The following is a 23,948-nucleotide window of genomic DNA, read 5'->3' as shown; positions in this document are numbered from 1 at the left end:
GGGCTTACTCCACAAACAAGGTAGCGGGTTGTTCGAGCAAGCCACGAATGGCCTGAATGAAGAGCGCCGCGTCCATGCCGTCGACCACGCGGTGATCGAAGGAGCTGGAGAGGTTCATCATCTTGCGGATCACCACTTGGCCTTTGACCACCATTGGCCGCTCGACAATTTTGTTCACGCCGACAATGGCCACTTCCGGCAGGTTCAGCACCGGCGTGCTGACAATGCCGCCCAATGCGCCGAGGCTGGTCAGAGTGATGGTCGAACCGGACAGCTCATCGCGGCTGGCCTTGCCATTGCGCGCGGCGTTGGCCAAACGCGAAATTTCCGCGGCGCTGTCCCACAGGCTGCGCGCTTCGGCGTGACGCACCACGGGCACCATCAGGCCGACATCGCTTTGCGTGGCGACGCCGACATGCACCGCGCCCAGGCGGGTAATGACTTGCGCTTCGTCGTCGTATCGGGCGTTCATTTGCGGGAAGTCGCGCAGGGCCACCACCAGCGCGCGAACAAGGAACGGCAACAAGGTCAACTTGCCACGGCTGGCGCCATGTTTTTCATTCAGATGCGCACGCAGTTCTTCGATCGCGGTGACGTCGATTTCCTCGACATAACTGAAGTGCGCGGCACGCTGAGTAGCATCTTGCATGCGCTGGGCGATCTTGCGGCGCATGCCGATCACTTGAATCTGTTCTTCGTCGTGGCGCTGGGCATAAGCGGCAGCGGCCGGCGCCGAAGCGTTCGACTGACCTTGCGCCAGATAGGCTTCAAGGTCTTCGTGCAACACGCGACCGGCCGGGCCGGAACCGCGCACCAAGCGCAATTGAATGCCCAGATCCAGCGCATGTTTGCGCACGGCTGGCGAGGCTAGCGGGCGTTCATCCGCTTCGCGAGCGACCATCGGACCCTGGCAAACGGCAGCCGGACGTGGTGCGGCGGCTGCGGCGGGTTTGCTTTCGACAGCGGTCTCAACTTTCGGCGCAGCCGGTGCTTGTGTGACAGGCGCGGGTGCGGCGGACTCTTTAAGGTTGCCGGCACCTTCAACCTCGATGCTGATCAGCACACTGCCAACCGCCATGACTTCACCCGGCTGACCACCGAGCGCAATCACTTTCCCGTGTACCGGCGACGGAATATCGACCATCGCCTTGTCGGTCATGACATCCGCCAGCACCTGGTCTTCAACCACCAGATCGCCAACCTTAACGTGCCACTGCGACAGTTCTACTTCTGCGATGCCTTCGCCGATGTCCGGCATCTTGATAACGTGCGTGCCCATTCAGACCTCCATGACCCGTTTCAACGCCGCGCCCACGCGGGACGGCCCTGGGAAATACGCCCACTCCTGCGCGTGCGGGTAGGGAGTGTCCCAACCGGTGACGCGTTCGATCGGCGCTTCCAGGTGATGGAAGCAATGCTCTTGCACCAGCGACACCAATTCGGCGCCGAAACCGCAGGTGCGGGTGGCTTCGTGTACCACCACGCAGCGGCCGGTTTTCTTCACCGACTTGACGATGGTTTCCAGGTCCAGCGGCCACAGGCTGCGCAGGTCGATGACTTCGGCATCGACGCCGGATTCTTCGGCAGCGACTTGCGATACGTAGACGGTGGTGCCGTAGGTCAGCACGGTCACGTCCTTGCCCGGGCGAGTGATCGCGGCAACGTCCAGCGGCACGGTGTAGTAACCGTCCGGCACCTGGGCTTGCGGATGTTTCGACCACGGGGTTACCGGGCGGTCGTGATGGCCATCGAACGGGCCGTTGTACAGGCGTTTCGGCTCAAGGAAGATCACCGGGTCATCGTTTTCGATGGAGGCGATCAGCAGGCCTTTGGCGTCGTACGGGTTGGACGGCATGACCGTGCGCAGACCGCAGACCTGAGTGAACATCGCCTCGATGCTCTGGCTGTGGGTCTGGCCGCCGTAGATGCCGCCGCCGCAAGGCATGCGCAGGGTCATCGGTGCGGTGAATTCGCCAGCCGAGCGATAACGCAGACGCGCCGCTTCGGAAATGATCTGGTCGGAGGCGGGGTAGACGTAGTCGGCGAACTGGATTTCGGCGACCGGGCGCAGTCCGTAAGCGCCCATGCCGACAGCCACGCCGACGATGCCGCTTTCCGAAATCGGTGCGTCGAACACCCGCGAGGTGCCGTACTTCGTCTGCAGGCCTTCGGTGCAGCGGAACACACCGCCGAAGTAACCGACGTCCTGGCCGAAGACGACGACGTTGTCATCACGCTCAAGCATCACATCCATGGCCGAGCGCAGGGCCTGGATCATGGTCATGGTGGTCGTGGTCATGGCGGTTTCCAACTGAATATTGTTGTTGTGATCGTTCATGTCAGATCCCCAACTGCTGACGCTGGCGCTTCAAGTGCTCCGGCATCTCTTTGTAGACGTCTTCGAACATGGTCGCGGCGCTTGGAATCTGACCGCCGGCGAGGGTGCCGTACTGTTCGGCCTGTTTCTGCGCGGCGATCACTTCGGCTTCAAGTTCAGCGCTGACGGCGGTGTGCTCTTCCTCCGACCAGTGACCGACCTTGATCAGGTGCTGTTTCAGACGCGCGATCGGATCGCCGAGCGGGAAGTGGCTCCAGTCATCGGCAGGGCGGTATTTCGATGGGTCGTCGGAGGTCGAGTGCGGGCCGGCGCGGTAGGTGACCCATTCGATCATGGTCGGGCCGAGGTTACGCCGGGCGCGTTCGGCAGCCCAGGCGGAAGCGGCGTAGACCGCATAGAAATCGTTGCCGTCGACACGCAGCGAGGCGATGCCGCAACCGACGCCGCGTCCGGCGAAAGTCGTGGCTTCACCGCCGGCGATGGCCTGGAAGGTGGAAATCGCCCACTGGTTATTCACGACATTGAGGATCACCGGCGCGCGATAAACGTGGGCGAAGGTGAGGGCGGTGTGGAAGTCCGATTCGGCAGTGGCGCCGTCACCGATCCACGCCGAGGCGATTTTCGTATCGCCCTTGATCGCCGAGGCCATGCCCCAGCCGACGCCCTGAATGAATTGGGTGGCGAGGTTGCCGGAAATGGTGAAGAAGCCAGCGTCCTTGACCGAGTACATGATCGGCAACTGGCGGCCCTTGAGCGGATCGCGCTCGTTGGACAGCAACTGGCAGATCAGGTCCACCAGCGGCACATCACGGGCCATCAAGATGCTTTGCTGGCGGTAGGTCGGGAAGCACATGTCGTCGATGTTCAGCGCCAACGCCTGGGCGCTGCCGATGGCTTCTTCGCCAAGGCTCTGCATGTAGAACGACATCTTTTTCTGCCGCTGGGCGACAACCATGCGGTTGTCGTAGATGCGCGTCTTGAGCATCGCGCGCATGCCTTTGCGCAGGATCTCGACCGGCACGTTTTCGGCCCACGGGCCGAGGGCGTTGCCCTGATCGTCGAGCACGCGAATCAGGCCACGGGCGAGGTCGGCGGTATCGGCAGGTTCTACATCGACAGGAGGTTTGCGCACCGTACCGGCATCGGTCAAATGCAGGTAGGAAAAATCGGTTTTGCAGCCGGGACGGCCCGAGGGTTCAGGGACGTGCAGGCGCAGCGGTTCATACGCTTGGGTCATGGCTTCTACGCTCGATCTTGTGAATTTCTTGTAGTGAGCTGGCAGTCATTCCCGGGTAGGGGAAATCTTGTCCTACAACAATCATAGGCGTGGCCAAGAAGAATATTTCTCTGTGTTTCGTTGCGCTGGCGACCATTTGCAGATAGAAATTCTGCATAAACATAAAAAACAGGTGGTTTTGTCTCATGCGCAAACTGGACCGTACCGACATCGGCATTCTCAACAGCCTTCAGGAGAATGCGCGCATCACCAACGCCGACCTCGCCCGCTCGGTGAACCTGTCACCCACGCCATGCTTCAACCGGGTCAAGGCCATGGAAGAATTGGGTCTGATTCGCGAGCAGGTCACGCTGCTGGATGCCGATCTGCTGGGGCTGCACGTGAACGTGTTCATTCACGTCAGCCTGGAAAAGCAGGTAGAGGAGGCGTTGCAGCATTTCGAGGAAGCGATTTCTGATCGGCCTGAGGTGATGGAGTGCTACTTGATGGCGGGTGATCCGGATTATCTGATTCGCGTGCTTGTGCCGAGCATCCAGTCGCTGGAACGCTTCATGATGGATTTTCTGACCAAGGTGCCGGGGGTGGCGAACATCCGATCGAGCTTTGCGCTGAAGCAGGTGCGTTATAAGACCGCGTTGCCGTTGCCGGCTAATGGATTGACGTTGGGAACCTGAAGATCAAAAGATCGCAGCCTTCGGCAGCTCCTACAGTTGCACCGTATTCCAAATGTAGGAGCTGCCGAAGGCTGCGATCTTTTGACGTTAAAGTTTGTTGAGCGGAATCTTCAGGTAAACCACGCCGTTGTCCTCAGGCGCCGGCAGATTCCCCGCCCGTACGTTCACCTGAATCGCCGGCAGCAGCAACGTCGGCATGCCTAACCCAGCGTCACGTGTCGTGCGCATCTCGACGAACGCCGCTTCATCGATCCCGTCATGCACATGAATATTGCTTTTGCGCTGTTCGCCGACAGTGGTCTGGCACTGCGAGGCGCGGCCTTCGGGTGGGTAATCGTGGCAAACGTAAAGCTTCACGCTCGCCGGAAAAGCCAACAGCTTCTGGATCGACTTGAACAATTGCTGCGCATTGCCGCCAGGGAAATCACAGCGCGCGGTGCCGACATCGGGCATGAACAGCGTGTCGCCGACGAGGATCTGTTCGCCGTCGACCAGGTAGGCCATGTCCGCTGGCGTATGGCCGGGGACGTGCAGGGCGGTGGCCTTGAGATTGCCGATCATGAACGACTCGTTCGGCGCGAATAGGTGATCGAACTGCGAGCCATCGACGCAAAATTCCGGCTCCAGATTGAACAGCGCCTTGAACACATTCTGCACTTTGCTGATCGATTCACCGATGGCGATCTTGCCGCCCAGTTCTCGACGCAGGTACGGCGCGGCGGAGAGGTGATCGGCGTGGGCGTGGGTTTCCAGCAGCCATTGCACCTGCAAGCGATGCGCTCGGACGAAGGCGATGATCTTGTCCGCCTGCGCCGTGCCGGTGCGCCCGGCGGCGCCATCGTAATCGAGCACCGGGTCGACGATCGCGCACTGGCCGCCGTCGGCTTCGTAGACCACGTAGCTGTAGGTCGAGGAGGCGGGGTCGAGGAACGCTTCAATCAGGGCGGGCATGGCGAAAACCTGTGCTGGGTAATTTCGGGTTGCAACACTTTATGTAAAAACATAATGTTCGCAGCTTAAGTGACCTTCAAGGCCTCGTGCAAATGCAATCCAGTCTGACCGAATGTGAAGTCGCCCAACTGCGCGCCTCGGCGTCCAAAGCCTGCGCCTTGCTCAAAGCCCTGGCCAATGAGGATCGCCTGTTGATCCTCTGTCAACTGACCCAAGGCGAACGCAACGTCGGCGAACTGGAAAAAATGACCGGCGTACGCCAGCCGACGCTGTCCCAGCAACTGGGCATCTTGCGCGATGAAGGCCTGGTCGCGACCCGCCGCGAAGGCAAATACATTTTCTATGGCCTGGCCAGTCACGAAGTGATCCAGGTGATGAAAACCCTCTCGGGGCTGTATTGCGGAGCGGTACTCAAGAGCTGGGAACAGCCATAAATGCCAGCCCTCACAAACATCTCCTGTGGGAGCGAGCCTGCTCGCGAAGGCGGCGTGTCAGCCGACGAATAGTTGACTGAGCCACCGCTTTCGCGAGCAGGCTCGCTCCCACATTGGTTGTTGTGGTGAGCCAAAAAATCCTTGCGTGCAGCAAAAGGAACAAGCAATGAACGATCAACACTGGGGCCTATCCATCAGTGCGGACATCGTGGTCATCGGCGGTGGCACGGCCGGCATCGGTTTTGTCGCCAGCCTGCTCAAGCGTGACCCGCAGCTCCAAGTCACCGTGATCGAACCGAGTTCACAGCACTACTATCAACCGGCGTGGACGCTGGTCGGCGGTGGTGCGTTTGATGTGAAAGACACCGTCAGGCCGATGAGCAAAGTCATGCCGCGTCAGGCGACGTGGATTCAGGCCAGTGTCAGCGCCATCGACCCGCAAAGCCGCCAACTCACCCTCGACGACCAGCGCACCGTCAGCTATCAAAACCTGATCGTCTGCCCCGGCCTGCGCCTGGCCTGGGAGAAAATCGAAGGCTTGCAGGAAAGCCTCGGTCAGCACGGCGTCACTTCCAACTACAGCTATCAACACGCCCCGTACACCTGGGATCAAGTGCAGAAACTGCGCGATGGCCGGGCGCTGTTCACCCAGCCGGCGATGCCGATCAAATGCGCCGGCGCGCCGCAAAAAGCCCTGTACCTGTCTTGCGATCACTGGCGCAAATCCGCCGTGCTGAAAGACATCAAGGTTGAATTCAATCTCGCTGGCGCTGCGCTGTTTGGCGTGCCGACCTTCGTGCCGCCGTTGATGAAGTACATCGAACAGTACGACGCGCAACTGGCGTTCAACTCGAATCTGGTCAAGGTCGACGGCCCGGCAAAAACCGCGTGGTTTGAAGTCAAGGGCGCCGATGGCAACATCAGCCGGGTCGCGAAAACCTTTGATCTGCTCCACGTCGTGCCGCCACAAGTCGCGCCGGATTTCATCGCACAGAGTGCGCTGGCCGATGCCGGCGGTTGGTGCGAAGTCGATCCACACAGCTTGCAGCATCCGCGCTATCCCGAGGTGTTCGCACTGGGCGATATCTGCGGCACCAGCAATGCGAAAACTGCCGCAGCGGTGCGCAAGCAGGTTGTCGTCGTTGCGCAGAACCTGCTGGCAGCGCGCAAACAACAGCCGCTGCCGCTCAGGTACGACGGCTACGGTTCCTGCCCGCTGACGGTGGAGAAGGGCAAGGTGATCCTCGCCGAGTTCGGCTATGGCGGCAAACTGCTGCCGACCTTCCCGCTGGACCCGACCGTGGCCCGCCGTTCGGCATGGTGGCTGAAGGCGACGCTGCTGCCGTGGTTCTACTGGCACGGCATGCTCAAGGGCCGCGAGTGGCTGACGCGTCTGTCCAGGGTCGACTGAGAAAACTCCTATGTTGCTGGCAAGTCTGTTTGGAGTGGTGATGGGTTTGGTCCTCGGCCTGACCGGCGCGGGCGGCGGGATTCTCGCGGTGCCGGCGCTGGTGCTCGGGCTCGGCTGGACGATGACGCAAGCGGCGCCGGTGGCCTTGTTTGCGGTCGGCAGCGCGGCAGCGGTCGGTGCGATCGACGGTTTGCGCCATGGCCTGGTCCGTTACCGCGCGGCGCTGTTGATCGCCGCGTTGGGCGCAGTGTTTTCGCCGCTGGGGATCTACTTCGCGCATCAGTTGCCGGAAAAGATTCTGATGATGCTGTTCAGCCTGCTGATGGTTCTGGTCGCGTGGCGAATGTTCAGAAAGGACCGTCAGCAAGCGGGGCCGAGCGATCACGGCCACGCCAGTTGGGGCCAGAAAAACTGCATGCTCAACGAGCAGACCGGGCGCTTCGACTGGACCGCCAAATGCACCGCCACTCTGGCTGCACTGGGCGCGATTACCGGCGTGGTTTCGGGTTTACTCGGCGTCGGCGGCGGCTTTCTGATCGTGCCGGCGTTCAAGCAACTGACCGATGTGCAGATGCGCGGCATCGTTGCGACGTCGTTGATGGTGATCAGTCTGATTTCCGCGATCGGGGTGATCGGCGCGTTTCATGCGGGTGTGCGCATTGACAGCCAGGGTGCGGCGTTCATTGTCGCCAGCATCGTTGGCATGATCGTCGGTCGCAGGCTGTGCGCGCAGGTGCCGGCGCGGGCGTTGCAGGTGGGGTTTGCCAGTGTCTGTCTGGTGGTGGCGGGGTACATGTTGGTGCGGGCGTGAAGATCAACAGATCACAGCCTCGTTGCACTCGACAGCTCCTACAGGGGTATGCGATTCCTGCAGGAGCTGCGATCTTTTCAGCGGGTTACAACACCAGGTGCGGCAGCCACAGCGAAATCGCTGGAACGTAGGTCACCAGCAGCAGCACCAGGAACAGCACGCCATAGAACGGCAGCAGCGCTTTTACGGTGCTTTCGATACTGACCTTGCCCACCGCCGAGCCGACGAAGAGCACAGCGCCCACCGGCGGTGTTATCAATCCGATCCCCAGGTTGACCAGCATGATCATGCCGAACTGCACCGGATCGACACCGATGCCCATGATCACTGGCATCAGGATCGGCGTGAGGATCAGGATCAGCGGCGCCATGTCCATCACCGTGCCCAACAGCAGCAACATCACGTTGATGCACATCAGGATCACGTAGCGGTTGTCCGACAGGGTCAGGAACAGCGTGGTGATCTTCGCCGGGATCTGCATCAGGGTCATGATGTAGCCGAAGCTGGCGGCGAAACCGATCAGGATCATCACAATGGAGATGGTGCGCACCGTGCGGTGCATCAGCTTGGGCAGCTCGCTCCATTTGTAGTCGCGGTAGATGAACATGGTCACGAAGAATGACCACAGCACCGCGATGGCCGCCGATTCAGTGGCGGTGAAAATACCCGAGAGAATGCCGCCGAGGATGATCACCATCGCCATCATGCCCCACAGGGCTTCGCCGACGATCTTCAGCGCCTGGCGCATCGGAATCACTTCGCCCTTGGGGTAGTTGCGCTTTTTCGCGAAGATCAGGCACAGCACCATCAGGCAGGCGCTCATCAGCAGGCCCGGGACGATGCCGGCCATGAACAGCGAAGCGATCGACACCGTACCGCCAGCGGCCAGGGAGTAGAGCACCGAGTTATGGCTTGGCGGGGTCAGCAGGGCTTGCACAGAACCGCTGACGGTCACGGCGGTGGAGAAGTCCCGTGGATAGCCCTTGCGTTCCATTTCCGGGATCAGCACCGAGCCTACCGACGCGGTGTCGGCCACCGAAGAACCGGAGATCGCGCCGAAGAACGTCGAGGCAACGATGTTGACCAGGGACAGGCCACCGCGGACGAATCCCACCAGTACCCCGGCACACGCCACCAACCGCCGTGACATGCCGCCCTCGGCCATGATCGCACCGGCGAGGACGAAGAACGGAATGGCCAGCAGCGAGAATTTGTTCACCCCCGAGGCGACCTGGATCATCACCGCCTGGAACGGGATGTCGATCCACCATGCGCCGATCAGCGCAGCGGCGCCCAACGCGTAGGCGACCGGCATGCCGATCAGGATCAATACGATAAAACTGCCCAGCAGAATCAGAGCGTCCATTAAGCGGCACCTTCACTTTCTTCAACCAGGTCGAACTGCACGACCCGCCGTTTGCTCTGGTCACCGAGCAAGAGTTTTTCCAGAACAAAAATCAGCGTCAGCAGGCCGCCCACGGGGATCGGCAGATAGGTCACGCCAACGCGCAGATCGGGCAGGGCGGCCATGAACTGGTTCCAGGTGGAGATGCACAGCTTGGTGCCCCAGATGGTCATGAAGATGCAGATTGCCGCCATCAGCAGTTGCGAAAAAATCGCTGCTGCGGATTTCAGCTGCGGTGGCATGCGGTCGGTGAGCATGGCCACGGCCATGTGCGCACCGGCGCGGTAACTGGCGGCGGCGCCGATGAAGGTGAACACCATCATCAGCAGGATCGCCGTGGGCTCAGGCCAGCTCGAACCGGTGCCGAGCACGTAGCGGGCGAAGACGCCCCAGGGAATCATCAGGGAAATCGCCAGGACGGAAAGGCCGGCGACCCAGATGCACGTCATGTAGATCTTGTCGTTGATACGCAGCAGCAGATTCTTCATCGGGTTCCACCGTAACCGGGCGCGCCTGAACCGCTGGCGCGCCGGGCCTTTTTCATGAGTACGGAGCGGGAAGTGTTACTGAACGGCTTCGATCTTTTTGATCAGATCGGCATAAGGCGCGCCGTATTTCTCGCGAACCGAGGCGGTGGCTTCGTAGAAGGGTTTCTTGTCAACGGTGATGAACTCGACGCCAGCGGCCTTGAGTTTTTCTTCACTGGCAGCGGACTTCTTGTCCCACAGTACGCGCTCTTCAGCCTGGGCAGCCTTGGCGGCTTTTTTCACCAGTTGCTGTTGATCCGGAGTGAGTTTTTCCCAGGTGATTTTCGACATCACGATCGGCTCCGGCAGGATCAGGTGACCGGTCAGGCTGTAGAACTTGGCGTTCTGGAAGTGGTTGTGTTCGAGCAGGGTCGGCGGGTTGTTTTCCGCGCCGTCGATCACGCCGGTCTGCAGGGAGCTGAAGATTTCGCCGGTGTCCATGGCGATACCGTTGGCACCCATGGCGTTCATCATTTCGATGAACATCGGGTTGCCTTGCACGCGAATTTTCATGCCCTTGAGGTCTTCGAGCTTGCGCACCGGTTTTTTGGTGTAGATGTTGCGCGTACCGCCGTCCATCCACGCCAGGGCCACTAATTTGAATTCGGAGTTGGTGATCTTGTCGAGAATCTCATCGCCCACCGGGCCATCAATGACGTTACGCATGTGTTGCTGGTCGCGGAAAATGAACGGCATGTTGAAGACGTTCACATCCGGCACCATAGGGCCGACGATACCCAGGCTGACGCGAGACATCTGTATCGCGCCGAATTGCATCTGCTCGATGACTTCCTTCTCGGAACCGAGCACTCCGCCCGGGAAGTACTGGAAGGTCAGCTCGCCGTTGGTTTCCTTGGTCAGGGTCTTGCCCATGCTTTCTTCGGCTTCCACGGTGGGATAACCCTTGGGGTGGATGTCGGCGACTTTAAGTTCCAGTGCCTGAGCGCCACCAGCAAAGGTGAACATCAGCGGGAGTGCAGCGGCGAGCAAGGTGCGTTTGAAGTTCATGAGGGGTGAGTCTCCAGTCTTGTTATTTTTGTGTTCAAGGCGCAGCGGTGCAGCAGAGGGTCTAAAGCAAATCGTTGAATTGCGGTTCGGCGAGGCCTTTGACGCCTGGCTTCAGGGCGAACACGCCGCCGGCCAGGGATTGCGGATCGTGGTCATCGCCGGGGCGAATCGAGGCGACAAACAAGGTGTCCAGGTTGCTGCCGCCGAAGGCACACATGGTCGGTTTCTTCACCGGTACTTCCAGTGAAAAATCCAGACGACCGTCCGGAGCGAAGCGGTGAATCAGGCCGGCGTCGTTGGCGCAGATCCAGTAGCAGCCTTCGGCATCCACGGCAGCGCCATCGGGGCGGCCGGGGAAGTGATTCATGTCGACGAAGATTCGGCGATTCGATGGCGTGCCGGTCTCGGTGTCGTAATCGAAGGCCCAGATCAGTTGCACATTGGGGTGCGAATCCGACAGATACATGGTTTTGCCGTCGGGGCTGAAGGCGAGGCCGTTGGGTACGATGAAGCCATCCAGCTGCGCTTCGATCACGCCAGTCTGCCCGGCGCCGTAGCGATAGAGCCGGCCTTCAGGCGCGTTCAGGCCCATATTCAGCACCATGCTGCCGGCCCAGAAACGCCCTTGGCGATCGCAGCGACCGTCGTTGAGGCGCATGTCCGCGCGGCTGTGCCCGACGGTGGCGAGCAATTCGCTGTCGAGGCTGCCGTCGCTGTGCGGGTGCAGGCGATAGAAACCGCTTTCCATGCCGGCGACCCAGCCGCCACTGCGGTGGCGGGTGATGCAGGCGAGCATTTGCGGGGCTTTCCACGAGGCGACGTGCCCGGTGTCAGCGCTCCAGCGTTGCAGCCCGCCGTTGGGAATATCGACCCAGTACAGGGCGTTTTCCTGCGGCACCCAGACCGGGCTTTCACCGACCGCGTTGCGGGCGTCGACGATCAATTCGGCTTGCATACTCATTCCCTTGGTTTTTATTGGAGGGGGATCAAGTCGAGCGATCAATCGCCAAACGGGCCTGCTGCGACGAAGGCGCCGCCCTGATAGATCCGCGCCGGATCATCGTCGGCTGGCATCGGTTGCGCTTCGACCTTGTCGCGGAACACTTCCGAGGTGTCCTTGGCTTCGAAACCGAGGTGGCTGGCGTAGCGGTTGTCCCACCAGACGTCTTTGTTGGCGGACATGCCGTAGACCACGGTGTGGCCGACATTTGGGGTGTACAGCGAGCGTTCGAGCAGTTGCGTGAGATCGTCGAAGCTCAGCCAGGTGTGCATCATCCGGCGGTTCTGCGGTTCGGGGAACGAGGAGCCGATGCGGATGCTGACGGTTTCGATACCGTAGCGATCGAAGTAGAAACTGGCCATGTCTTCGCCGTAGGACTTGGACAAGCCGTAGTAACCGTCGGGGCGGCGTGGAGATATGGCGTCGAGTTTCTCGTCCTGTTTGTAGAAACCGATGACGTGGTTGGAGCTGGCGAAGATCACCCGCTTCACACCATGCTTGCGTGCCGCTTCGTAAATGTGGAACACGCCGCAGATGTTGGCGCCGAGGATTTCTTCGAACGGCCGCTCAACCGAAACGCCGCCGAAATGCAGGATCGCATCGACTCCTTCGACCAGTTGATGCACGGCTTGCTTGTCGGCGAGGTCGCAGAGCACGACTTCTTCGTGATCATCGACGGCCGGGGCGAGGGCGGCGATGTCGGACAGGCGCAGCACGTTAGCGTAAGGGCGCAGGCGTTCGCGCAACACTTTGCCCAGGCCGCCGGCGGCACCGGTCAGCAGCAGGCGATTGAAAGGAGCGCGGGGGGTAGAAATAGACGTCATGGCAATCCCTGAACACATTGTTATTAGGTTTGTTGTAGGTTGTCGTATGACTGCGCTGAAGTATCGGTAGGGTTTCCGGATCTTGTCAACGCGACTTTTGGTGTAGATGACGGAAGGGGCGATTCATTTTCTCAACACCCTATACCTGACTTGCAATGCAATCCCCTTGTGGGAGCGAGCCTGCTCGCGAAGGCGGTGTGCCAGTCAGAACAAGTCGACTGGTCCGGCGCTTTCGCGAGCAGGCTCGCTCCCACAGGGCAAACCGCCAACCGTTACAACAACGAAATCGGATAGCTGATAAAAATCCGGTTCTCGTCAAATTCGTTGGTGCTGAAGTCCCGGCGAATGGTCGCGTTGCGCCATTTCACGTTGAGGTTCTTCAGCGGGCCGCTCTGCACGGTGTAGGCCAGTTCCGATTCGCGGCCCCATTCCTTGCCGTCATTGGTGGTGGCGGTGTGCACGTTATCGCCGCTGATGTAGCGGTTCATCAGGGTCAGGCCAGGCACGCCCAGCGCAACGAAGTTGTAGTCGTGACGCACCTGCCAGGAGCGCTCTTTGGCGTTGTCATAACTGGCGTTGTAACTGTCGTTGGCCAAGGTACCGCCGCTGGTGCCGTTGACGCGCATCCAGGCATCGTCGCCGGTGAGTTTCTGCAGGCCGACGTAGAAGGTATTGCCACCATATTTCGCCGAGAGCAGGGCGAACGCGGTCTTGTTGTCGAGGTCGCCGGCCTGAGCGCTGCCGTCTTCCTTGCCGGTGAAGAAACCGAGGTTGGCGCCCAGCGTCCAGTCGCCCATCGGCTGGCTGTGGCTGAGGTTGAAATACTGCTGCTGATAGATGTCGGTGAGCTCGGCGTACCACACGCCGACCATCGTGCGTTTTTCGTTGAAGCTGTATTCGCCGCCGCCGAAGTTGAAACGATCGGAGGTGAACGCACCGCGGCCGTTCATCGACATGTCTTCCATGCTCGCGTCGTTGCGCGGGCTGTTGCCACGGAACTGGCCGCCGTACACGGTCAGGCCGTTGATTTCAGTGGACGTGATCTGGCCACCGCGAAAGGTCTGCGGCAGGGAGCGGCCGTCGTCGGAGCGCAGGATCGGCAATACCGGCATCCATTCGCCGACCTTCAATTCGGTCTTCGAGACCTTGGCTTTCAGCGCCACGCCGAGGCGACCGAAATTGTCGGCCGGGCGACCGTCATCATGAATCGGCAACAACTGCGTACCGCCAGTGCCTTTGCCGCCATCGAGCTTTTGCGAATACAGCCCGAGCACATCGAGGCCGAAGCCGACGGTGCCTTGGGTGAAGCCGGATTTGGCGTCGAGAATGAAGCTCTGCGTCCACTCTTCAGCCTTGCCCTGCGGATAGGCCGGGTTGACGAAGTTGCGGTTGAAGTAGGCGTTGCGCAGGTTCAGCGTGGCTTTGCTGTCGTCGAGGAAGCCTTCGGCATCAGCGCTCATGGGCAGGGCCAGGGCTAGACTGCTGCAACCGATCAGGCTGAGGGTCGAACGCGGCTTGAAATGGGCAAAACGTGAAGGGCGGACGGAATTGCGGGCGAGTGGGCTCACTGTGACGCTCCCTGGATCGTTTGTTGTTTTTATTATTTGTCATACGTCGTCGTACAACATCGATGCGGATATTTCCCAGATTTTCAGGGATTGTCAACTGGAAGTTATACGATGACCTCCCATGCGACGCCGAACCCATGTGGGAGCGAGCCTGCTCGCGAATGCGGACTTTCAATCAATGAAGTTGTCGACTGACACAGCGCTTTCGCGAGCAGGCTCGCTCCCACAGGGTTCCTTGGTGTCTGTCGAGTCGTGTGTTGCCCGTGAAATTGCGGCAAACTTCCTCCACCCCCAGCACCAGGCCGATTCATGGATAAATACGCCCCGCGCAACTGGCAACCCCACGAAAAGCCCAGCCTGCCCGGTTCTCCGTCGACACCGCTGCACTCCACGCCCAAGCGCCTGGCGTACGCGGCGGTTGGCGTGCTGGTGGCGGTGACCGGTGGGCTGGGAAACTCGCTGGTGGTTGCCAACCTGCCTTACCTGCAAGGCTCGCTCGGCGCGACCACGGCGGAAATGGCCTGGTTGCCGGCGGCGTACGTGATGACCAACGTGTCGATGAACCTGCTGTTGGTGAAGTTTCGCCAGCAGTTCGGCTTGCGCGCGTTCACCGAAGTGTTTCTGGTGCTGTATGCGCTGGTGACCTTCGGCCATTTGTTCGTCAACGATCTCAACTCGGCAGTGGCGGTGCGGGCTGCCCACGGCATGGTCGGTGCGGCGCTGAGCTCGCTGGGTCTGTATTACATGGTCCAGGCGTTCCCGGCGAAGTGGCGGCTCAAAGCGCTGGTGCTCGGCCTCGGCACGTCGCAATTGGCGTTGCCGCTGGCGCGGCTGTTCTCCGAAGACCTGTTGCAGATCGCCGAATGGCGCGGTCTGTACCTGTTCGAATTGGGCATGGCCCTGCTGTCACTCGGCTGTGTGTTGCTGCTGAAGCTGCCGCCCGGTGACCGCTTCAAGACCTTCGAAAAACTCGACTTCCTGACCTTCGCCATTCTCGCCACCGGTGTGGCGTTGTTGTGCGCGGTGCTGTCGCTGGGGCGGATCGACTGGTGGCTGGAGGCGGACTGGATCGGCGTGGCGCTGGCCTGTTCGATCGCGCTGATCATTATGGGCCTGGCCATTGAGCACAATCGCAGCAACCCGATGTTGATGACCCGCTGGCTGGGCAGCGGAACGATGATTCGCCTGGCGCTGGCGGTGACCCTGATTCGCATGGTCACCTCGGAGCAATCCACCGGCGCGGTCGGTTTCATGCAGAACCTCAACATGGGCTATGAGCAGTTGCACAGTCTGTACGTGGTGATGCTGATCGGCAGTATCGCCGGGCTTGCCACCAGCGCGTTGACCATCGACCCCAAACACTTGCTGATGCCGTTGATCATCTCGCTGGCGCTGATGGCCACCGGTTCGGTGATGGACAGTTTTTCCAACAACCTGACACGCCCGCAAAATCTCTACTTCAGCCAGTTCCTGCTGGCGTTCGGCAGTACGTTTTTTCTCGGCCCGACCATGGTCTTCGGCACGCGCAACGTGCTGACCAATCCGCGCAACCTGGTGAGTTTTTCCGTGCTGTTCGGGATCTGCAATAACCTCGGCGGGCTGCTCGGCGCGGCGTTGCTTGGCACTTTTCAGATCGTGCGGGAGAAGTACCATTCCAGCCACATCGTCGATCATCTGGTGATGTCCGATCCGTTGGTGGCGGCGCGCGTGCAGAGCGGCGGTTCGGCCTACGGCGGTTTGCTCGCCGATCCGAGCCTGCGCAATCTGGCCGGCATGCGCAGCCTCGCCAATGCGGCGACACGCGAAGCGAACGTGCTGGCCTATAACGATGTCTTCATGCTGATCGCGGTCATTGCCGTCCTGACCATGATCTGGCTTTCGATTCGCGCGTTGTGGCTGATGAGCACCACCAAAGCCATTGAACCGACACCTTCCGTACCACCCAGCGGTGCCACTTCTTCATGACCGAACCGACCACCACAACCACCAATGCCATCGCCGCCACGCCTGAAGGGGAAGCGCCGCCATCGTCGCCGAACACTGCGCCGCGTTCGCTGCGGGTGCGGATCATATCTTCGCTGGGCTTTGCCGCAATCGCCATCGTCGGTGTCCTGATCGTGCTGTATGCGTGGCAACTGCCGCCGTTCAGCAGTGCGGTCGAAACCACCGAAAACGCCTTGGTGCGCGGGCAGGTGACGATCATCGGCCCGCAGCTCAGCGGCTATGTGTTCGAGGTGCCGGTGCAGGACTTCCAGTACGTCAAGGCCGGGGATCTGCTGGTGCGTCTGGACGACCGCATTTATCAGCAACGCCTCGACCAGTCCCTGGCACAACTGGCGGTGCAGAAGGCCGGGCTGGCCAACGTCGTGCAGCAACGCAACAGCGCTGAAGCGATGATCAAATTGCGCCAGGCGGTGCTCGCCGACAGCCAGGCGCAGTTGCGCAAGAGCGAGGCCGATCTGCGGCGTAATCAGGAACTGGTGCGCGACGGCTCGGTGTCCAAGCGCGAGTTCGACGTGACCCTTGCTGCCAACGCGCAGAGCACGGCTTCTGTGGCGCAGGCCAAGGCCAATCTGGAAATCGCCCGGCAGGATCTGCAAACGGTGATCGTCAATCGCGGCTCGCTGGAGGCCGCCGTGGCCAGTGCCGAAGCGGCGGTGCAACTGGCACGCATCGATCTGTCGAACACGCGGATTGTCGCCCCGCGCGACGGCCAGCTCGGGCAGATCGGCGTGCGCCTCGGCGCCTACGTCAACTCCGGCGCGCAGTTGATGGCGTTGGTCCCGGACCAGAAATGGGTGATCGCCAACATGAAGGAAACCCAGATGGCCAACGTACGTGTCGGGCAACCGGTGCGCTTCACCGTCGACGCCTTGAACCACCGCAGATTCACCGGCCATGTGCAGCATATTTCGCCGGGCACCGGCTCGGAATTTGCCTTGCTGCAGGCCGACAACGCCACCGGCAACTTCGTCAAGATCGCCCAGCGCGTGCCGGTGCGCATCACTATCGATCCCGATCAGCAGGAAGCAGAACGCTTGCGGCCGGGGATGTCAGTTGTTGTCAGCATCGACACCGCCGCCGGCGACACCCAACCCCACTGATCAATGCATAACCCTGTGGGAGCGAGCCTGCTCGCGAAAGCGTCGTATCAGTAACATTTCTTTATCTGACACACCGCTTTCGCGAGCAGGCTCGCTCCCACAGGGTAGCGCTCACGGGCTCTATTCACTCGGGCGAGGGGGTGACCCGGCAACTTTTGCGGTTGCGAATCTGCTCGTCGCTGGGCCTCTCGCGAACGAATTCGAAACGCGGTTCGCCTTCGCTGTAATGCACCAGCCAACCCCATTCCAGTTCGCTTTCGTCCTGTCCGGGATGTGGTGGCCGGGCCCACCAAGGTTCTTTGCTGAGGATCTCGCGCATGGCAGCCTCCGGTTGATGGCAATCCCTGAACTATAGCTTCCTGTCGCGAGTCGTCAGAACAGGCTGTGTAGAATCGGCGCGATCATGACGAACAAGGGGGCAGGGCGATGATGGATGAAGTGCGCAGGGATGAACCGTCGAAACGGCTGTTTTTCGCTTTGGACTGCCCGCCAGCGCAGCGCAAGGCAATCGCCCAGTGGCGCGCGGAACTGGGCCTGCGCAGCGGCAAACCGGTGCCGGCGGATAACTTTCATCTGACTCTGCTGTTCCTCGGTGCGGTGCCGTTGGCGCAGATTCACGGCGTCTGCGAAGCAGCGGGCAGTGTGCGTATTCCGGGCGAAACGTTGCGTATTGAGCTGGATCGCTTGCAGGTCTGGCATCGCGCCGGTGTGCTGTCGCTGGCGCCCGAGCAGGCACCGCCGGCGCTGTTGCGCCTGGTTTACGCGCTGGAGCAGGCGATGCTGCCGTTCGGTTTTGAACAACCCACCCACGAGTTCCGTCCGCACTTGACGCTGGCCCGCGAGTACCGCGCGCCGGAGCCGGAAGCGCGCACGCCGCCGGAGTTTTTCCTGCGCCCTGAACGCTTCGGCTTATTCGAATCGCACAAGGGCCGCTATCGAGTTGTGCAGGACTGGCCGCTGATCTGAACGGACAAAAAAAGGCGCCCGAAGGCGCCTGCAAATTCACCCGAGCCGAGGGAGCCGGGTGAGGCCGTTCAGAGCAGGGTGCAGCGGTGGTAAGGCGCTGCGTGAACGGAAAATTTTCAGCACTGCATTGCTTCATTGTGGGAGCGAGCCTGCTCGCGAAAGGGTCGGCACATGCGGCATCTCAATCGCCTGACACGACGCCTTCGCGAGCAGGCTCGCTCCCACATTTTGATCATCGGTGTTTTTATTTACCAAGCTTCACCCGCGTCCAGCCGCGCGTCATGATCCGCTGTGTGGCAATCGGCTGATCCGGCACTGCATACAAAGTCGCCATCACCGCTTGCGACGGATACGAGCCCGGTTCGTTGCGGATCGCTTCGTCCACCAGTGGCGTGGCCGCTGCGTTGGCGTTGCTGTAGCCGATGCTGTTGGTGACTTCGGCGATGATGTCCGGGCGCATCAGGAAATCCATGAACAGGTAGGCGTTGTCGACGTTCGCCGCATCACGGGGGATGGCGACCATGTCGTAGAAACTGCCGGCGCCTTCCTTGGGAATGCTGTAGTCGATCACCACGTTGTTGCCCGATTCCACCGCGCGGGCCTTGGCCTGCAGGACGTCGCCGGAGTAACCGACCGCCACGCAGATGTTGCCGTTAGCCAGATCGGAGATGTACTTCGAGGAATGAAAGTACGCCACGTAAGGGCGGATTTTCATGAACAGCGCTTCGGCTTCGGCGATGTGCGCCTTGTCCTTGTCGTTCACCGGATAGCCCAGGTAGTGCAGGGCGGCCGGGAGCATCTCGGTCGGCGAATCGAGGAAGCTGATGCCGCAGGCTTTGAGTTTTTTCGCGTTCTCCGGTTTGAACAGCAAGTCCCAGGAGTTGGTCGGGGCGTTGGCGCCGAGCACTTCCTTGACCTTCGCCGGGTTGAAACCGATGCCGATCGAGCCCCACATGTACGGGAACGCATGCGCGTTGTCCGTATCACTGGCGGAAGCGTTTTTCAGCAATACCGGGTTGAGATTCTTCCAGTTCGGCAGCTTCGACTTGTCCAGCGGCTGGTAGACGCCGGCTTTGATCTGCTTGGCCAGGAAACTGTTCGACGGCACGACGATGTCATAGCCGGATTTGCCTGCGAGCAGGCGCGCTTCAAGGGTTTCGTTGCTGTCGAAGACGTCGTAGGTCACGCGAATGCCGGTCTCGTCTTCGAATTTCTTCACGGTGTCCGGCGCGATGTAATCGGACCAGTTGTAAACACGCAGCACCTTGTCGTTGGCCTGGGCGCCCATGACCATTGCGCCCATTAAGGACAGTGTCAGCAGAGTCCTGCCAAACATTTTCATCGGTACAACTCCCTTCTTCTTATTCAAAAACACAAAAGCTCGGTGCACTTGAACCTTGTGGCGAGGGGATTTATCCCCGCTCGGCTGCGTAGCAGTCGCAAAACCTGAATACGGAGTCTTCAGGTAGAACTGCAGGGGCCGCTTCGCAGCCCAACGGGGATAAATCCCCTCGCCACAGTTGTTCATCGGTGTTGCTCAGGCAGTCGCCGTTGCCGGCTGTTGCCACGACTCGCTCGCCGTCTGATCCATCGCTTCCTGAATCGCCCGTTTGCGGTTCGCCTCTGCCTTGCGGCCGAAATACCAGACGAGGAAAGTCACCAGCGATACCGCCAGTAGAATCAGGCTGGCCACGGCGTTGATCTCGGGTTTCACACCCAGACGCACCGCCGAGAACACTTCCATCGGCAGCGTCGTCGAGCCCGGCCCGGAAACGAAACTCGCCAGCACCAGATCGTCCAGCGACAAGGCAAACGACATCATTCCGCCGGCGGCCAGTGACGGCGCGATCATGGGAATGGTGATCAGGAAAAACACTTTGAATGGTTTGGCGCCGAGGTCCATCGCCGCTTCTTCGATCGACAGATCCAGCTCGCGAAGGCGCGCGGAGACTACCACCGCGACATAGGCTGCACAAAACGTGGTGTGGGCGATCCAGATGGTGACGATGCCGCGCTCCTGCGGCCAGCCGATCAGTTGCGCCATCGCCACGAACAGCAGCAACAGCGACAGACCGGTGATCACTTCCGGCATCACCAACGGCGCGGTCACCAGGCCGCCGAACAGCGTGCGGCCCTTGAAGCGCGTCACCCGCGTCAGCACGAACGCCGCCAGCGTCCCCAGTGCCACAGCGGCAATCGCGGTGTAGCAGGCGATCTCCAGCGAGCGCAGCACCGAGCCCATCAGTTGCGTGTTGTCGAGCAGGCCGACATACCACTTCACTGACCAGCCACCCCACACCGTCACCAGCTTCGAGGCGTTGAACGAGTAGATCACCAGAATCAGCATCGGCAGATAAATGAACATCAAGCCGAAGATCAGCATGAACTTGGAAAAATTGAAGCGTTTCATCCCCGTGCCTCCATCTCTTTGGCCTGGCTGCGGTTGAACAGCAGAATCGGCACAATCAGGATCAACAGCATCACCACCGCTAGCGCGGAAGCCACCGGCCAGTCGCGGTTATTGAAGAACTCCTGCCACAGCACGCGACCGATCATCAGCGTCTCCGGGCCACCCAGCAGTTCCGGAATCACGAACTCGCCGACCACCGGAATGAACACCAGCATGCAGCCGGCAATGATGCCGTTCTTGGCCAGCGGCACGGTGATCTTCCAGAAGTTGTTGAAGTTGCTCGAACCCAGATCCTGCGCGGCTTCCAGCAGGCTGTTGTCGTGCTTGACCAGGTTGGCATAGAGCGGCAGAACCATGAACGGCAGATACGCGTAAACCACACCGATATAGACGGCAGTGTTGGTGTTGAGGATCTCGATCGGGTGGTCGGTGAGCCCGGTCCACATCAGGAACCCGTTGAGCAGACCGTTGTTGCTGAGGATGCCCATCCACGCATACACGCGGATCAGGATCGCCGTCCAGGTCGGCATCATGATCAACAGCAGCAGGACGTTTTGCGTTTCCTTGCCGGTCTTGGTGATCGCGTAAGCCATCGGAAAACCGATCACCAGGCACATCAGCGTGCTCAATGCCGCGACTTTCAGCGAGCCGAGGTACGCCGACAGGTACAGCTCGTCTTCGCCGAGCAGGGTGTAGTTGCCGATGTTCAGCAGCAGCTGGAATTTCTGTTCGGCGAAGGTGTAGATCTCCGAGTACGGCGGGATCGACAGCGCGGCTTCCGAGAAGCTGATCTTCATCACCAGAAAGAACGGCAGCATGAAGAACAGGAACAGCCAGATGAACGGAATGCCGATCACCAGTTTTCGTCCGCTGGGCACCAGCCGCAAGAATTGCTGATTGAAAGTTCTCATGAGCGCAGCACCACGCCGCTGTCGTCTTCCCACCAGACGTAGACTTTGTCGTCCCAGGTCGGCCGCGCGCCACGCCGCTCGGCATTGGCCATGAACGACTGGACGATCTTGCCGCCGGGCAGCTCGACGTAGAACACCGAATGGCCGCCGAGGTAGGCGATGTCGTGGACCTTGCCTTCGGACCAGTTGTAGCGGAACTCCGGTTGGGTGGTGCTGACGAGCATTTTTTCCGGGCGAATGGCGTAAGTGATCGACTTGTCCTGCACCGACGTGCTGACGCCGTGACCGACATAGATCTTCTGCTGCAAGTCGGGGCTGTGAATGATCGCGTGGCCTTCCAGATCTTCCACCACGGTGCCGTCGAAGGCGTTCACGTTGCCGATGAATTCGCAGACCATGCGGCTGACCGGCGCTTCATAAATGTCCACCGGGCTGCCGATCTGCGCGATCCAGCCCAAGTGCATGATCGCAATGCGCTGGGCCATGGTCATGGCTTCTTCCTGGTCGTGGGTGACCATGACGCAGGTCACGCCAACGCGCTCGATGATTTCCACCAGCTCAAGCTGCATCTGCGAACGCAGCTTTTTATCCAGCGCGCCCATCGGCTCGTCGAGCAGCAACAGTTTTGGCCGTTTGGCCAACGAGCGGGCGAGGGCCACGCGCTGCCGCTGGCCGCCAGACAACTGGTGCGGGCGGCGTTTGGCGTATTGGGTCATGTGCACCAGACGCAGCATTTCTTCGACGCGGGCATCGATTTCGCTGGCCGGCAAACGATCCTGCTTGAGGCCGAAGGCAATGTTCTGCGCCACGGTCATGTGCGGGAACAGCGCGTAGGACTGGAACATCATGTTGATCGGCCGCTCGTACGGCGGCATGTCGGTGATGTCCACGCCATCGAGCAGAATCCGCCCCTCGGTCGGCCGCTCGAAACCGGCGAGCATGCGCAGCAGAGTCGATTTTCCCGAACCGGAACCGCCCAGCAGCGCGAAGATTTCGCCCTGATGGATCTCCAGGGACACATCGTCCACGGCCACGGTTTCGTCGAACTTCTTGGTGACACGATCGACTTTCACCAGCACCTTTTTCGGTTGCTGCTGACCTTCGAGTGCCTTGCGGTAAGTGCTGGAGGCGTTTGCCATGTGAAACTCCCAACAGGTGTCGTGTGCCTGGCCAATGTGGCCGGGCTTAAGTGGATTGCGGAACGGTCCGGAATGCCTGTCAGCTGGCGCAGAACCTGTGGGAGCGAGCCTGCTCGCGAATACGGAGTGTCAGTCGACATCATCGTTTGCTGATACACCGCTTTCGCGAGCAGGCTCGCTCCCACAGGGGATATGCGTTGACCTGAGTGGCCTTTGTCCGTACCGATCCGGCTTGTTCGGCGCCGCCGTCCTGGCTGCCTGGGTCGTACTTGTTGTTATTACGGGTGTCGCTGTTCACGAATGACGGATGTGCGCAGGCACACCCGACGTCCGTGGGGGCAGTAAATCGTTATGGATTCTTGGGTTGAGTCAGCGTTGGTTGCGCTTCGCCGCCCGTTGCCGGCACGCTGCGCCGAACGTCTGGAAAATCTTCAGGTAGTTCGGGTTGTCCAGCACTTGCCATTCCGGGTGCCATTGCACGCCGAGGGCGAAGGTCGGGCTGTGCTCGACCGAGATCGCCTCGATCAAACCGTCCGGCGCCACGGCTTCAGCACGCAGGCCGGGAGCGAGGCGGTCGATGCCTTGGCTGTGAATCGAATTGACCTGAAATTTGTCGGGCAGCCCCAACGCTTCGAACACGCCGCCAGCGATCACGCTGACCGCATGGGCCGGTGCATATTGCACGGCCACATCCGGGCTGTCGGCTTCGCGGTGGTCGAGCATGCCGGGCAGCTCATGCACCTTTTGATGAAGGCTGCCGCCGAACGCCACATTCATCTCCTGGAAACCACGGCAGATGCCGAGCACCGGAACGCCCGCCGCGATGGCTGCACGCAATAAAGGAAGGGTGGTGGCGTCGCGGGCCGGATCGTGATCCGTGCCGGGGGCGCTGGCCGGGCCTTGATAGTGGAAGGGCTCCACGTTCGAGGGCGAGCCGGTAAGCAAAAAACCGTCGAGTTGACCGAGCAGGTCTTCGATTTCAGTCAAGTTGCCGAGGGAAGGAATGACCACTGGCAACCCTTCAGCGCCAACGCTGACAGCACGTACGTACTTGTCGCCGCTGATGTGATAGGGGTGCAGGCCAATCTGTTTGACGCACGCAGTAACGCCGATCAATGGCTTGAATGCCATTTTTATTCACCTCGAAGTCTGTCACTTGAACGAGCTTTTCCGGAGCTTAGCCTCGTTGATTTTAATTAACAACTGTCATGTAAAAAATTCTAAACGCCG

23 protein-coding genes are annotated in these 23,948 nt (G+C 60.5%); 7 read left to right on the top strand and 16 right to left on the bottom strand.

The features are described 5' to 3' along the window. Positions 1–4 precede the first annotated feature (4 nt). The 3 genes from AB9L16_RS15545 to AB9L16_RS15535 are packed head-to-tail and all read right to left on the bottom strand — an operon-like array spanning position 5 to position 3,575. Positions 5–1,279: a dihydrolipoamide acetyltransferase family protein gene (locus AB9L16_RS15545; protein ID WP_095182011.1), complete on the bottom strand. Its 1,275-nt coding sequence runs from the start codon at positions 1,277–1,279 to the stop codon at positions 5–7. Next, a complete protein-coding gene (locus AB9L16_RS15540) occupies positions 1,280–2,338 on the bottom strand; it encodes an alpha-ketoacid dehydrogenase subunit beta (RefSeq protein WP_003224000.1) in 1,059 nt (352 codons plus the stop codon). Between the two features lies 1 nt (position 2,339). Continuing rightward, positions 2,340–3,575, bottom strand: coding sequence for a 3-methyl-2-oxobutanoate dehydrogenase (2-methylpropanoyl-transferring) subunit alpha (locus AB9L16_RS15535; protein ID WP_095182010.1), 1,236 nt, complete (start codon positions 3,573–3,575; stop codon positions 2,340–2,342). Positions 3,576–3,760: 185 nt separating this feature from the next. On the opposite strand from AB9L16_RS15535, the gene bkdR reads away from it, so the two are divergent. Further along, positions 3,761–4,249 carry a Bkd operon transcriptional regulator BkdR gene (gene bkdR / locus AB9L16_RS15530; protein ID WP_039762201.1) on the top strand — a complete coding sequence of 163 codons (489 nt, stop codon included), beginning with the start codon at positions 3,761–3,763 and terminating at the stop codon, positions 4,247–4,249. Between the two features lie 87 nt (positions 4,250–4,336). Here bkdR and AB9L16_RS15525 read toward each other — a convergent pair whose 3' ends face one another. Further along, positions 4,337–5,200, bottom strand: a complete 864-nt coding sequence (locus tag AB9L16_RS15525; protein ID WP_375122352.1) for an MBL fold metallo-hydrolase — start codon at positions 5,198–5,200, stop codon at positions 4,337–4,339. A 92-nt stretch (positions 5,201–5,292) separates the two neighbouring features. Here AB9L16_RS15525 and AB9L16_RS15520 point away from each other — a divergent pair, with 92 nt between their 5' ends. From AB9L16_RS15520 to AB9L16_RS15510, 3 genes are all read left to right on the top strand, one after another. Next, the gene (locus tag AB9L16_RS15520; protein ID WP_016775194.1) at positions 5,293–5,634 is read left to right on the top strand and encodes a helix-turn-helix transcriptional regulator; all 342 of its coding nucleotides are present in this window, start codon (positions 5,293–5,295) and stop codon (positions 5,632–5,634) included. A gap of 166 nt (positions 5,635–5,800) precedes the next feature. Then, positions 5,801–7,045, top strand: a complete 1,245-nt coding sequence (locus AB9L16_RS15515) for an FAD-dependent oxidoreductase (protein ID WP_375122351.1) — start codon at positions 5,801–5,803, stop codon at positions 7,043–7,045. 10 nt (positions 7,046–7,055) lie between these two features. After that, a complete protein-coding gene (locus AB9L16_RS15510) occupies positions 7,056–7,856 on the top strand; it encodes a sulfite exporter TauE/SafE family protein (protein ID WP_236168611.1) in 801 nt (266 codons plus the stop codon). 85 nt (positions 7,857–7,941) lie between these two features. On the opposite strand, the gene AB9L16_RS15505 is transcribed toward AB9L16_RS15510, so the two are convergent. The 6 genes from AB9L16_RS15505 to AB9L16_RS15480 form a co-directional block, all read right to left on the bottom strand. Beyond that, on the bottom strand, positions 7,942–9,222 hold the full coding sequence (locus AB9L16_RS15505; RefSeq protein ID WP_016775191.1) for a TRAP transporter large permease: 1,281 nt from the start codon (positions 9,220–9,222) through the stop codon (positions 7,942–7,944). Continuing rightward, the gene (locus AB9L16_RS15500; protein ID WP_056789065.1) at positions 9,222–9,749 is read right to left on the bottom strand and encodes a TRAP transporter small permease; all 528 of its coding nucleotides are present in this window, start codon (positions 9,747–9,749) and stop codon (positions 9,222–9,224) included. The genes AB9L16_RS15505 and AB9L16_RS15500 overlap by 1 nt, the downstream gene beginning before the upstream one ends. A 75-nt stretch (positions 9,750–9,824) precedes the next feature. Further along, the gene (locus AB9L16_RS15495; RefSeq protein WP_375122350.1) at positions 9,825–10,796 is read right to left on the bottom strand and encodes a TRAP transporter substrate-binding protein; all 972 of its coding nucleotides are present in this window, start codon (positions 10,794–10,796) and stop codon (positions 9,825–9,827) included. A 61-nt stretch (positions 10,797–10,857) separates the two neighbouring features. Further along, on the bottom strand, positions 10,858–11,751 hold the full coding sequence (locus AB9L16_RS15490) for an SMP-30/gluconolactonase/LRE family protein (protein WP_252884424.1): 894 nt from the start codon (positions 11,749–11,751) through the stop codon (positions 10,858–10,860). A 44-nt stretch (positions 11,752–11,795) separates the two neighbouring features. Further along, entirely contained in the window at positions 11,796–12,620 is an 825-nt protein-coding gene (locus tag AB9L16_RS15485) for an NAD(P)-dependent oxidoreductase (protein ID WP_236168613.1), read from the bottom strand. A 272-nt stretch (positions 12,621–12,892) separates the two neighbouring features. After that, the gene (locus AB9L16_RS15480) at positions 12,893–14,188 is read right to left on the bottom strand and encodes an OprD family porin (RefSeq protein WP_016775185.1); all 1,296 of its coding nucleotides are present in this window, start codon (positions 14,186–14,188) and stop codon (positions 12,893–12,895) included. Positions 14,189–14,497: 309 nt separating this feature from the next. On the opposite strand from AB9L16_RS15480, the gene AB9L16_RS15475 reads away from it, so the two are divergent. Both AB9L16_RS15475 and AB9L16_RS15470 read left to right on the top strand, forming a co-directional pair. Next, positions 14,498–16,153, top strand: coding sequence for an MFS transporter (locus AB9L16_RS15475; RefSeq protein ID WP_056789076.1), 1,656 nt, complete (start codon positions 14,498–14,500; stop codon positions 16,151–16,153). Next, positions 16,150–17,292: an HlyD family secretion protein gene (locus AB9L16_RS15470; RefSeq protein ID WP_375122349.1), complete on the top strand. Its 1,143-nt coding sequence runs from the start codon at positions 16,150–16,152 to the stop codon at positions 17,290–17,292. Before AB9L16_RS15475 ends, AB9L16_RS15470 begins: the two co-directional genes overlap by 4 nt. 124 nt (positions 17,293–17,416) lie before the next feature. Here the strand turns inward: AB9L16_RS15470 and AB9L16_RS15465 are convergent, their stop codons facing one another. Continuing rightward, entirely contained in the window at positions 17,417–17,611 is a 195-nt protein-coding gene (locus AB9L16_RS15465; RefSeq protein ID WP_024013337.1) for a hypothetical protein, read from the bottom strand. A 107-nt stretch (positions 17,612–17,718) separates the two neighbouring features. Here AB9L16_RS15465 and thpR point away from each other — a divergent pair, with 107 nt between their 5' ends. Continuing rightward, positions 17,719–18,258 (top strand): RNA 2',3'-cyclic phosphodiesterase, encoded by a 540-nt coding sequence (thpR, locus tag AB9L16_RS15460; RefSeq protein ID WP_375122348.1) that lies wholly within the window; start codon positions 17,719–17,721, stop codon positions 18,256–18,258. A gap of 244 nt (positions 18,259–18,502) precedes the next feature. Here the strand turns inward: thpR and AB9L16_RS15455 are convergent, their stop codons facing one another. The 5 genes from AB9L16_RS15455 to AB9L16_RS15435 form a co-directional block, all read right to left on the bottom strand. Beyond that, positions 18,503–19,600, bottom strand: coding sequence for a polyamine ABC transporter substrate-binding protein (locus tag AB9L16_RS15455; protein ID WP_375122347.1), 1,098 nt, complete (start codon positions 19,598–19,600; stop codon positions 18,503–18,505). A gap of 195 nt (positions 19,601–19,795) precedes the next feature. Further along, positions 19,796–20,668: an ABC transporter permease subunit gene (locus AB9L16_RS15450; protein WP_150634995.1), complete on the bottom strand. Its 873-nt coding sequence runs from the start codon at positions 20,666–20,668 to the stop codon at positions 19,796–19,798. Next, positions 20,665–21,579: an ABC transporter permease subunit gene (locus AB9L16_RS15445; protein WP_024013334.1), complete on the bottom strand. Its 915-nt coding sequence runs from the start codon at positions 21,577–21,579 to the stop codon at positions 20,665–20,667. Before AB9L16_RS15445 ends, AB9L16_RS15450 begins: the two co-directional genes overlap by 4 nt. Then, positions 21,576–22,718 (bottom strand): polyamine ABC transporter ATP-binding protein, encoded by a 1,143-nt coding sequence (potA, locus tag AB9L16_RS15440; protein ID WP_024013333.1) that lies wholly within the window; start codon positions 22,716–22,718, stop codon positions 21,576–21,578. Before potA ends, AB9L16_RS15445 begins: the two co-directional genes overlap by 4 nt. A gap of 369 nt (positions 22,719–23,087) precedes the next feature. Continuing rightward, complete coding sequence (locus tag AB9L16_RS15435; RefSeq protein WP_375122346.1) at positions 23,088–23,849, bottom strand: gamma-glutamyl-gamma-aminobutyrate hydrolase family protein; 762 nt, start codon at positions 23,847–23,849, stop codon at positions 23,088–23,090. Positions 23,850–23,948 lie beyond the last annotated feature (99 nt).

This window comes from Pseudomonas sp. LW8 (assembly GCF_041956865.1).
Taxonomy (GTDB): Bacteria; Pseudomonadota; Gammaproteobacteria; order Pseudomonadales; family Pseudomonadaceae; genus Aquipseudomonas; species Aquipseudomonas siliginis.
Note: the sequence above shows the minus strand (reverse complement) of the source record. Positions and strands in the feature narration are given on the sequence as shown.

Coding starts and splice junctions, on each gene's coding strand:
- AB9L16_RS15545 (WP_095182011.1), bottom strand. CDS start 1,279: ATGGGCACGCACGTTATCAAGATGCCGGACATCGGCGAAGGCATCGCA.
- AB9L16_RS15540 (WP_003224000.1), bottom strand. CDS start 2,338: ATGAACGATCACAACAACAATATTCAGTTGGAAACCGCCATGACCACG.
- AB9L16_RS15535 (WP_095182010.1), bottom strand. CDS start 3,575: ATGACCCAAGCGTATGAACCGCTGCGCCTGCACGTCCCTGAACCCTCG.
- bkdR (WP_039762201.1), top strand. CDS start 3,761: ATGCGCAAACTGGACCGTACCGACATCGGCATTCTCAACAGCCTTCAG.
- AB9L16_RS15525 (WP_375122352.1), bottom strand. CDS start 5,200: ATGCCCGCCCTGATTGAAGCGTTCCTCGACCCCGCCTCCTCGACCTAC.
- AB9L16_RS15520 (WP_016775194.1), top strand. CDS start 5,293: ATGCAATCCAGTCTGACCGAATGTGAAGTCGCCCAACTGCGCGCCTCG.
- AB9L16_RS15515 (WP_375122351.1), top strand. CDS start 5,801: ATGAACGATCAACACTGGGGCCTATCCATCAGTGCGGACATCGTGGTC.
- AB9L16_RS15510 (WP_236168611.1), top strand. CDS start 7,056: ATGTTGCTGGCAAGTCTGTTTGGAGTGGTGATGGGTTTGGTCCTCGGC.
- AB9L16_RS15505 (WP_016775191.1), bottom strand. CDS start 9,222: ATGGACGCTCTGATTCTGCTGGGCAGTTTTATCGTATTGATCCTGATC.
- AB9L16_RS15500 (WP_056789065.1), bottom strand. CDS start 9,749: ATGAAGAATCTGCTGCTGCGTATCAACGACAAGATCTACATGACGTGC.
- AB9L16_RS15495 (WP_375122350.1), bottom strand. CDS start 10,796: ATGAACTTCAAACGCACCTTGCTCGCCGCTGCACTCCCGCTGATGTTC.
- AB9L16_RS15490 (WP_252884424.1), bottom strand. CDS start 11,751: ATGCAAGCCGAATTGATCGTCGACGCCCGCAACGCGGTCGGTGAAAGC.
- AB9L16_RS15485 (WP_236168613.1), bottom strand. CDS start 12,620: ATGACGTCTATTTCTACCCCCCGCGCTCCTTTCAATCGCCTGCTGCTG.
- AB9L16_RS15475 (WP_056789076.1), top strand. CDS start 14,498: ATGGATAAATACGCCCCGCGCAACTGGCAACCCCACGAAAAGCCCAGC.
- AB9L16_RS15470 (WP_375122349.1), top strand. CDS start 16,150: ATGACCGAACCGACCACCACAACCACCAATGCCATCGCCGCCACGCCT.
- AB9L16_RS15465 (WP_024013337.1), bottom strand. CDS start 17,611: ATGCGCGAGATCCTCAGCAAAGAACCTTGGTGGGCCCGGCCACCACAT.
- thpR (WP_375122348.1), top strand. CDS start 17,719: ATGATGGATGAAGTGCGCAGGGATGAACCGTCGAAACGGCTGTTTTTC.
- AB9L16_RS15455 (WP_375122347.1), bottom strand. CDS start 19,600: ATGAAAATGTTTGGCAGGACTCTGCTGACACTGTCCTTAATGGGCGCA.
- AB9L16_RS15450 (WP_150634995.1), bottom strand. CDS start 20,668: ATGAAACGCTTCAATTTTTCCAAGTTCATGCTGATCTTCGGCTTGATG.
- AB9L16_RS15445 (WP_024013334.1), bottom strand. CDS start 21,579: ATGAGAACTTTCAATCAGCAATTCTTGCGGCTGGTGCCCAGCGGACGA.
- potA (WP_024013333.1), bottom strand. CDS start 22,718: ATGGCAAACGCCTCCAGCACTTACCGCAAGGCACTCGAAGGTCAGCAG.
- AB9L16_RS15435 (WP_375122346.1), bottom strand. CDS start 23,849: ATGGCATTCAAGCCATTGATCGGCGTTACTGCGTGCGTCAAACAGATT.